The 9,909-nt window shown below is 62.8% G+C and carries 5 protein-coding genes and 1 pseudogene; 4 read left to right on the top strand and 2 right to left on the bottom strand.

Annotated features, from left to right (window positions below):
• Window positions 1–69 precede the first annotated feature (69 nt).
• Genes DHB74_RS10970 through DHB74_RS10955 form a run of 4 tightly spaced genes read left to right on the top strand, consistent with a single transcriptional unit; the run spans window position 70 to window position 7,804 of the window.
• Window positions 70–2,067, top strand: coding sequence for a TolC family outer membrane protein (locus DHB74_RS10970; RefSeq protein WP_499161460.1), 1,998 nt, complete (start codon window positions 70–72; stop codon window positions 2,065–2,067).
• Entirely contained in the window at window positions 2,064–4,232 is a 2,169-nt protein-coding gene (locus tag DHB74_RS10965) for a type I secretion system permease/ATPase (protein ID WP_036991500.1), read from the top strand. The genes DHB74_RS10970 and DHB74_RS10965 overlap by 4 nt, the downstream gene beginning before the upstream one ends.
• Window positions 4,229–5,407, top strand: a complete 1,179-nt coding sequence (locus DHB74_RS10960; protein ID WP_499161459.1) for an HlyD family type I secretion periplasmic adaptor subunit — start codon at window positions 4,229–4,231, stop codon at window positions 5,405–5,407. The genes DHB74_RS10965 and DHB74_RS10960 overlap by 4 nt, the downstream gene beginning before the upstream one ends.
• Before the next feature lie 54 nt (window positions 5,408–5,461).
• Window positions 5,462–7,804: a hypothetical protein gene (locus tag DHB74_RS10955; RefSeq protein WP_499161458.1), complete on the top strand. Its 2,343-nt coding sequence runs from the start codon at window positions 5,462–5,464 to the stop codon at window positions 7,802–7,804.
• 105 nt (window positions 7,805–7,909) lie between these two features.
• On the opposite strand, the gene DHB74_RS10950 is transcribed toward DHB74_RS10955, so the two are convergent.
• Window positions 7,910–8,851, bottom strand: a complete 942-nt coding sequence (locus DHB74_RS10950; RefSeq protein WP_136868521.1) for a peptidoglycan-binding domain-containing protein — start codon at window positions 8,849–8,851, stop codon at window positions 7,910–7,912.
• Between the two features lie 116 nt (window positions 8,852–8,967).
• Window positions 8,968–9,459 (bottom strand): annotated as a pseudogene (locus tag DHB74_RS10945) (methyl-accepting chemotaxis protein); the annotation flags it as partial.
• Window positions 9,460–9,909: the final 450 nt, after the last annotated feature.

The raw sequence follows: 9,909 nt of genomic DNA, 5'->3' as shown, positions 1-9,909 counted from the left end.
CCGGGTGAAAACCCGGCGCCATTCGTCGTTACCGGTAACCTTGCCGGGAACAGAGCTGGGGCGATAAGGATGTGGCACGCAAAATGGTCATTTACGGTCGGGTTCTTGTTATCGGCGGGCAGCGCGATCGCCGTTGCCGACACTGACATTCAGGTGGGGCAGGCCCCGCAGTCGCGTGCACTGTCGGTGGCGGAGTTCGCCAGGCTGATGGGTGACGACACAGCCGTCAGCACGCCGGAAGTACCTGCACCTGCTCCGGTGCAGACGACGCGAAGTCCGACTCATGAGCGGGCTGACTCGTCCGTCAGGCAGACCGGCGAACGCCGGGTCTTCTCCCTGGTGGGCTTGGTCGAGAAAGCCGCTGCAGAGGGTACTGCGGGAGAAATACCGAGAGTTTCACTGGTGGACCTGGTAGCTGACGCAGCCGATCCGGAAGCAGAGGCTGCGCCTGCCCCTGCCCCAATCAGTACTGAAACTACCCATGATGAGGAAGTCGTGGCAGTCATGCCGATAGTGCGCTCGGCGCCGTCAGTGGCGGTTGCCAGGCAAGCCGAGGTCGTTGAGCCGCGAATTGCAACAGTCGCTCCGAGCAATTCACAGCCAGTCGACGAACACCGCGAACCCGCGGGGTCTGCAGAAACTGCTCGGCAACCAGACGAAAGGGTGCCGCCGGTGAGTCTGGCGCAGCACACCACCAATACCAACAGTGTTGACCAGGCATCGCTGACATTGCCGCTGAGCGTATCCGGCGATGCCCCAGCCCGGCAGGACAGCGTGTCCTTCGAGCGGCTTGATCTGACGGACTCCGATGCCAGGTCCGGCACGCTGCGGCTTGCCGATGCCGTGCGCAGCGCACTGAATGAGCACCCCGCGATTGCCGAGTCGCTCAGTCGTCTCGATGCGCAACAGGAACAGGTGTCGGTTGCTCGGGCAGGCTACTGGCCGCAGCTCAGAGGGGGCATCAATACTGGCTACCGCCACACCACGGGGCGCTCCGAAGAAGCCCTGACCCTTTCCGCGTCCCAGATGCTCTACGATTTTGGCAAGGTGTCCAGCGCCGTGGAAGCGGCTGCGAGCGGAGTGGACCGGGAAGAGGCCGGCGTGTTGCTGGCGGCAGAAGATCTGATCCGCGAAACCACCCAGGCGTTCATCGAGGCGCGGCGCTACGAGGAACTGCTGGAGCTTGCCACCGCGCAGATCGAGGCCATTGGTGAGCTGGAAGCGTTGGCGGCCAAGCGTTCGGCGCTGGGCGCCAGCTCAGTGTCCGACCAGATGCAGGCCCAGTCTCGCCGCGAGGCCGCGCGGGCCGTGCAATTGCAGATGCAGGCGCAGCGCGACCAGTGGCACAGCGCCCTGGAAAAACTGATCGGCAGCTCCCAGCGGCTGACCCTGGACGAAGCCTATCCCCAGCCGCTGGAAGGACTTTGCCCGCGCCTGCCGGAGAACTTCGACAGCGCTCCCCGGGTAGTGATAGCGGAGGCCGAACGCGCCGAGGCCGAGGCCGCGATCCGTCAGGCACGTGCGGAACAGCGCCCAACCCTGTCGTTGAATGCGGATTTCGAGCATTACCTGAACCGCAACACCGAGGGGTTGCAGCAGCTCGACGATCAGGAGTTGGTCGTCAGCCTCAACCTGACCAGCAACCTGTTTCAGGGCGGCGCCCTGCGCGCCCGCAGTCGCGCTGCGGAGCATGCGTTGCAAAGCGCCAGCGCAGCCCGGGACCGGGCGCTGCTGGAGCTGTCGCGCTTCTACCGGGAAGCCCGCGACCGCTCGCGCAGCCTGACGACCAGCCTGGCGTTGCAGGATGAGCGCTACGCCAGCATCGTCAAGACCCAGGAGCTGTACCGTCATCAGTACCTGTCGCTGGGGACCCGCTCCCTGCTGGATATCCTCAACACCGAGCAGGAAATCTTCCAGACCCAGGTGGACAAGCAAAATACCCTGTTCGATCTGCGCAGCCTGCAGATCGACTGTCTCTACAGCGTTGGCGGGTTGCGGGAAACCTTCCGCGCCGGTGAGGCGCTGAATCACCGAGTATCGAGCCGCATAGCAGAGGTACGGTCATGACCGAACAATCATCATTTGCCGGTCAGCGTGCCGTTTTCGATCCCTGGATCGATGCCGTGCTGGCGGTTGCGCGTCATTACCGACTGGATTGCTCTGAAGAGAACATTCGCCTGGAGGCCGCCTGGTCAGAGGGGCGACCATTGGCGGAGGTGCTCGGCAGACTGGCGCGCCAGATTGGCCTCAGTTGCCGGGTGAGCGCATTCGACGCGAGTCAGTTGACGCCCTGGCGCCTGCCGCTGGCTGTGGAACTGGATGACGGCCAGGTGGCGGTGGTGGAAGCCATTGCCAGCGACGGTCAGCTCAGCGTGCTGCTGAGCGGCGATGCGGGTCTGCGTAGTGCGCTGCCGCGCGAGCAATTGCTGGCCCGTGGGCGGACCATGGTAGTACTGCGCCCGGCGCGGGCGGTGCCTGACGCGCGGGTCGATGACTACATCAAACCCTATCAGCCCCACTGGTTTCGCTCGATCGCTCTGGGCGACTTCAGGCCCTACGGGCATGTGATGCTGGCGTCGCTGATGGCCAACGTCCTGGCCCTGGCCGGTATCCTGTTTTCCCGCCAGGTCTATGACCGAGTCATTCCCGCCGAGTCCATGGCTACGCTCTACGTGCTGTTCGGCGGTGTGCTGGTCGCCATGGTATTCGACTTCGTGTTGCGTTGCTCCAGAGTGCGCATCACCGACCTGGTGGGCAAACGCGCTGACCTGATCGCTTCCGACCGGGTCTTCGGCCACGCCCTGCGCATCAAGAACAGCCAGCGACCGCGCTCCACCGGCACCTTCATTTCCCAGATTCGCGAACTGGAGCATGTGCGGGAATTGATGACGTCAACCACGGTGACGGCCCTGGCGGACCTGCCGTTCTTCTTCCTGTTCTGTGGGATTCTCTGGTACATCGCCGGTCCGCTGGTGTGGGTGCCGGTGGCCGCATTGCTGCTGATGGTCATCCCGGGCCTGCTGATGCAGAAACCGCTGCGGCGCCTGGCCGGTGAGGCGATGCGCGAATCCTCCCTGCGCAGCGCGATGCTGGTGGAATCGGTCCAGGGGGTGGAAGACATCAAGAGCCTGCAGGCAGAGCAGCGTTTCCAGCATCAGTGGAACCATTACAACGCGGTGACCGCCGACGTGAACCTGCGGCTGCGCTTTCTCGTCAACACCCTGGGGGTGTGGACCTACAGCCTGCAGAACGGCGTGTTTGCCTTGGTGGTGCTGTTTGGTGCGCCGCTGGTGATGGTCGGCGATCTCACAGTCGGCTCGCTGGTGGCGGCATCGATTCTGGCGTCGCGCATGATGGCGCCCATGTCGCAGATCACTCAGGTGCTGAGCAAGTGGCAGCAGGCGAAGCTGGCACTGGCCAGCCTCGACAATATCATGGAGCTGACGGTGGATGACCCGGGCGCCGAGCGCCGTATCCACCGGCCGGTCATCGCCGGTAATTTCGCCCTGCGCCAGGCGGTGTTCCAGTACGGCGAGGGGGTGCCGCCGGCCCTGCGCGTGGAGCAGTTGGATATCGCTGCCGGGGAGCGCATCGCGATCCTGGGACGCAACGGTGCGGGCAAGTCGACCCTGCTGCAGGCCCTGGCAGGCATGATCGAACCGTCTGCCGGAGAGGTTGTGGTGGATGGTGTGCGGCTGTCCCATATCGACCCGGCAGATGTGCGCCGCGACCTCAGCCTGATGGGGCAGAACGCACGGCTGTTCCACGGCTCCCTGCGCGACAACCTGTTGCTCGGCGCGCCGGACGCCAGTGACGAGGAGCTATTGTCCGCGCTGGCGATCAGCGGCGCTGGCGAGGTGGTGAAAAAGCTGCCGGGCGGGCTCGACCACATGATTCAGGAAGGCGGGCTGGGGCTGTCCGGCGGCCAACGCCAGACGCTGCTGCTGGCACGATTACTGGTGCGCCAGCCACGCGTGTTGCTGCTGGATGAACCCACGGCGTCGTTCGACGAGGTTGCCGAGAAACTCTTCATCCAGCGCCTCGGCCCCTGGCTGGAAGGGCGCACCCTGATCGTGGCGACCCACCGCCAGAGCATTCTCAGCCTGGTGGACCGCATCATCGTGGTCGACAACGGCCAGATACTGCGCGATGGCACCAAGCAGCAGATTCTGGGCAGGCTGGCACAAGGCGCCGTGGCGCGGCCGGAAACCATCGCACGGAGCGAGCCATGAAAACCACCCAGAACTATTACAACGACGATGTCGACGACGCCAGCATCGGTCGTGCCGCGCGAATCACCTGGCTGTCGTCGCTGGCGATTGCCGCGCTGCTGCTGTGGGCCTATTTTGCCGAGGTGGTGGAAGTATCCACTGGTGATGGTCGGGTGATTCCCATCTCCCGCGAGCAGGTCATCCAGTCCCTGGAAGGCGGCATTCTGCTTGACCTGATGGTACGTGAAGGCGACATCGTCGAGGCGGACCAGATCCTGGCCCAGATGGATCTCACCAAGACCGAGTCGAACGTGGAGGAGAGCGCCTCGCGTTACCGCGCCACCCTGGCCTCGGTGGCGCGCCTGGAGGCGGAAGCCAACGGTACGCCGCTGACATTTCCCGCCGAGCTGGACGATTACCCCGCTCTGGTCGCCAGTGAAAAACGCTTGTATCAAACCCGCCGTGAAGGCCTTAGCCAGACGCTGGCGGGGGTGAGCAAGTCCCTGGCCCTGGTGCGTGAGGAATTGAACATCACCGAATCCCTGATGGAGATCGGCGCGGCCAGCAACGTGGAAGTGCTGCGCCTGAAACGCCAGATATCCGAACTGGAACTCAAGGCGGGAGATACCCGCTCCGAATACATGATTCTGGCACGGGAGGAATTGGCCAAGGCGCGCGCCGAGGCGCAGTCGCTGGAGTCGGTGGTGCGTGGCCGCTTCGACTCCCTGACGCGCCTGACCATACGCTCGCCGGTGCGAGGCATCGTCAAGGACATAGAAATCACCACGCGTGGCGGTGTGATTCCGCCCAACGGGCGGCTGATGGAAATTGTGCCGCTGGGAGATCAGTTGCTGGTGGAAACGCGGATTTCGCCCCGCGACATCGCTTTCATTCATCCCGGCCAGCCGGCCAAGGTGAAGATCACCGCCTACGACTACACGGTGTACGGCGGCCTCGATGGCCAGGTGACCCTGATCTCGCCAGACACCATTCGTGACGAGGCCAAGCCGGACAGTGTGTACTACCGGGTATTCATTCGCACCGATGGCGATGCGCTGGTGAACCAGCTTGGCACCCGCTTTCCCATCGTGCCCGGGATGATCGCCACGGTGGATATTCGTACCGGGCAGAAAACCGTGTTCGATTACCTGATGAAGCCCATCAATTATGCGGGCGAAGCCTTGCGGGAAAGATAAGAGGCTTGCTTGTGGAAATGGTTTTACAGGTCAGAGTGGATGGTTGATAAAGGCATGAATAACGCCCTCCCGCAGCTGCTGGAAAAAATGCGGCCGGCGCTGGCGCAGCGGATCGCCGCGCTGCCGGCGCCCTGGCCGCGGCATACATTGTTTCTGTCGTTCAGCGACGGGCAGCGGCGGGCCGCCGTGGTGCATGGCAGCGGCGCGGATTTCGAGGTGCTGTGGACCGAGATCAGCGCCGCTTGCCAACGTCTCGCCGCGCGTCGCGATATGCAGGTGTGCTGGTTGCGGGCGGACTGGGTAACCCAGGCCCAGTCGCTGGATTGGAGGACACTGAGAGCCAGCCTCAAGATAATCAAACGCAATTATTTCCGCTATGGCCTGGCCCTGGATGCAAATTTCCACAGGGCGTTTCTCGAAGGTGAGCTCAACGGCAACGCCATGCTATACGGCGGCAGTCAGGTGAGCCACGCGCTGCTCAACGAGAAGAATTTCAAATTGTATGCGGGCCGACGCTTCCCCGGCCTGGTGCCGGATTTTGCCGACGACGCGCCGGTGTATGTGCTGACCACCGAGGGGTTGTACTGCGACCCCGACACAGCACCCCTGGCGCTCCACGCCACCGGCTATGATGCCGGTCGGCGTGTGGTTGACTGCGATGCCGACACCGTGCGCGGGCTGATCGAACGGAGCGGGAATTACCTGGCCTCCCAGGTCAGGGAGAACGGGCGCTTCCACTATGGCTGGCATCCCTGCTTCGACCGCCCGATCAACGCCTACAACACGCTGCGCCACGCCAGCACGCTGTACTCCATGCTCGAGGCCTGGGAAATCACCGGCGAACCGGCCCTGGCGCAGGCTATAGAAAGAGGGCTCGGCTATCTGTGCTCGGAGCTGATCCAGCGCGTAGTGCTGCCGACGGGTGAGCGTGCGGCGTTTCTGCTGGATGTGGGCAATGAAATCAAGCTGGGCGGCAACGCCGTGTGCCTGTTGGCCCTGGTCAAATACAGCGAGCTGTTCGACAGCGACCAGCATTTACCGCTGCTGGAAGAACTGGCGCTGGGTATCTGTCACATGCAGGACCCGAACACCGGGCAATTCGTGCATGTGCTGAATTATCCCGCACTCGACGTCAAGGCTGCGTTCCGCATCATCTATTACGACGGCGAAGCGGCCTTCGGTCTGATGCGTCTGTACCGCCTGACCGGCGATGGGCGCTGGCTGGCCATGGTGGAAAAGGCGTTCGACAGCTTCATTGCGCGGGAGCATTGGAAGGCCCACGATCACTGGCTGGGTTACTGCGTCAATGAGCTGACCCTTTACCGTCCGGAGGAACGCTATTTCCGCTTCGGCATTCGCAACATCGCCGACCATCTCGATTTCGTGCAGAAGCGGATCACCACCTTTCCAACGCTACTTGAGCTGATGATGGCGGCGCAGCGCATGCTCGAACGCCTTGCCCAAAGCCCGGAGCATCGCCATCTGCTGGGCGAGATCGATCCAGACAAGTTCGACCGGGCGCTGCATTTTCGCGCCGCTTACCTGATGAACGGCCATTTCTGGCCGGAATACGCGATGTACTTTCGCAATCCGGCAAGAATACTCGGCAGTTTTTTTATTCGTCATCAGGCGTTTCGCGTGCGTATCGACGATGTCGAGCATTATCTGTCTGGATACGCCGCTTATTTCCACCACCTGAAGTCCGGAGCCGTTGCAATGACCAAGATGATCCCCGCCATTGACTTCGCCCGCCAAGGTGATGAGCTACCTTTTGCTGAGGTGCTATGCGCGAGACTGGCGGATTTCCGGGTGGATGTATCGAGCCTGCGCGAGCACTTCGAAAGAACCAGGGCAACGGTTGCCCCCATGCCTTACAGGGACAACCGTGTCGATTACCTAGGCTGGGCCGTTACCAGTCGTGACGGTTCGGTGGACGATGGCGTTCGCCGCATCTCCTCCGCCAAGGGCGCGGGCAAGGTAGTGGACGGCAAGGGCAACCGGCGCGGCGTGACGCGCACCGAGATCTGCACCGGTTATCTGGCTGAGGTGATGGACGATCTCGAGGCCACGGCAGTTGCCCCCTATCGGGCGCGCTTCATGCAACTCGAAAGCGAGGGCGAGGAGATGCCTTTTCATACCGACGCGTCGCGGGAGGCCTGGCGCCTGCATATTCCTCTGGTGACGAATCCGGATGCGCTGTTCCAGTGGCGGCTGCCCGATGGTCGGATCGAAAGCGTCCATCTACCAGCGGACGGTTCTGCCTGGCTGGTACGGGTGGATGTGCTGCACCGCGCAATCAACCCCGCGGGTGGTGCGCAGCCCAGAGTTCATCTGCTGATGGGAGTGGGCAAGATACCGTCACGGGAACTGCTGGTTGACCCACTAAAGGTCGAGTAATGAGCCGCGCCCTGCTACGCCTGCAGCACCGGCCGCGTCGCGCCACCCGGTTGTCGAGCGGGTGCTCGACAACCCATTACCCCAGCCTTCGCTGAATCAACTGTTTCAGCGCACGCCGAGCAGCTCGAGACTCTCGTAGGTTACCGCGCCGACGGCGAGGCCATTGTCAGCCTGATAGTCCGATAGCGCGGCAATGGTGCGCTGGCCCAGGTGGCTGTCAATGTTGCCGAGGCTGTAGCCTCTGGAACTGAGCGCAGCTTGCAGTTTGCTGATCAGCGCAGGTTGCAGGTCCGAATCGCACACCGCGCGTCTGAGCACGATCTGCGGCTCGCCCTGGTACTTGGTGATATTCACGGTGCGGGTCACTGCTGGCTCGGTGCGCTGCTCGACTTTTTCCGGGTTCACTGTTTCGACAACCGCAACCGTGGCCAGCTGAGGCTCGGTGGTTACTTCAACCACCCGCGCGGGCTGGTCCACCACCCAGCGAGTCACGGTCTCGTACACCGCCGGCTCAGTGATCACCCGGGTAGTCTCGGGCTCGACCAATACGTTGACCTGGACAGTCTCTTCCCTGGCGGGGATCTCCTTCGCACAGAAGGCCATCGCGCCGCTATTGCCGTAACGCGTACCAGCGGCCTGACAGGGCTCAAGCACGGTCTTGGCTTGCTCCACTGTAAGCACTGCTTCACGTGCTTCGTACACGGCGGGGACTACCACAGAGCGCTGTGTCTCGGGTTTGACCTGGATCTGCTCCGTTACCTCCTTGAAGGTGGCGGGCATTACGCGATAGGTTTTCACACCCTCGCGGGTCACTACCTGCTGCAGCCCTTCGCGCAGGTGTGCCGGGGTGACAGAATACCGGACACTGGGCTCCTGCAACACGACTTCCACGTCTTCGTGCAGGGGGCGCGGCTTGATGGGCGCGTTGACCCAGCACTGGCCGGCGGTGATGACGGCGGTCTGATCCGGCTGCTCGGCGGCAACTTGCGCCGCCAGACTAAAGGATGCGGCGATAAACAACGGGGGCAGCCAAAGAAAAGAGCGCATTCTCACTATCCTGAGTCACATTTATCCAAGCGTTCAATGGTATTGGCTCGACCTGTAAACCACAAGGCGAAAAGCCGAGCCGGAACATAATGCTGTGCGGCTGAACCCTGTTACCGTTAGCGGTTGAAGCGTTCCACCAGCGTATGCAATGCCTGGGCGGTGGTTTCCATGTCCCTGCCGGTCTGAGCTGAGCGTTGCGCCAGTTCGGCGTTCTGGTCGGAGACGCTGGCGATGTTGGTAATCTGCCGTGAGATATCCTCGGCAACGTCAGCCTGCTGGTTGGAGGCCGCTGCCATCTGCTCACCCATGACATGGATCTGGGCGATGGCTTGGGTGATGCCATCCAGCGCCTCTTGGGTTTCCACCACCTGCTGTACGCCGGTCTGGGCTTCCTGGCTGCCCTGGAGGGCGATCTCTACCGCTTCGGTGGCGACTTGTTGCAGAGAGCCAATGATGCGCTGGATCTGCTCGGTGGATACCTGAGTCTTACCGGCCAGCGCGCGCACTTCATCGGCGACCACCGCAAAACCACGGCCCTGATCCCCGGCGCGTGCCGCTTCGATAGCAGCATTGAGAGCCAACAGGTTGGTCTGTTCGGCGATGGCGCGGATCATGTCGGCGGCCGTCTGGATCGACTGGGCTTCCGCCGCGAGGCTGTTCACCGAATGGCTGATATGGCTTACCGTATCAGCCAGCCGCTCGATGACCTGGCGGGTATTCTGCGCCTGCTGCGAACCGGTCTGGCTGAGGCCATTGACCTGCTGGGCGGCGCTGGCGGTGTCCTGGATATGCCGGGTCACTTCGGTGATCGACACCGCCATCTGGTTCATCGCGGTAGCTGCCATGTCGGCCTCATCACGCTGCTTGCGCAGTGCCTGGGCGGACTGCTCGGCCAACTGCCCGCTGGTGGATGCCAGCTCCGAGGTGCGGATGGCGAAATCATTGAGGCGGCTCAGCGCAGTGCGGATACGTGCCTGTTCGCTGATCATTGCCAGTTGCAGGCGGGCAATCGGGGCCGGGGCATCACTGTAGGTCAGGGCGATCAGCTCGCTGTCGAA

This window comes from Pseudomonas sp. G11-1 (assembly GCF_024031555.1).
GTDB lineage: Bacteria > Pseudomonadota > Gammaproteobacteria > Pseudomonadales > Pseudomonadaceae > Halopseudomonas > Halopseudomonas bauzanensis.
Note: the sequence above shows the minus strand (reverse complement) of the source record. Positions and strands in the feature narration are given on the sequence as shown.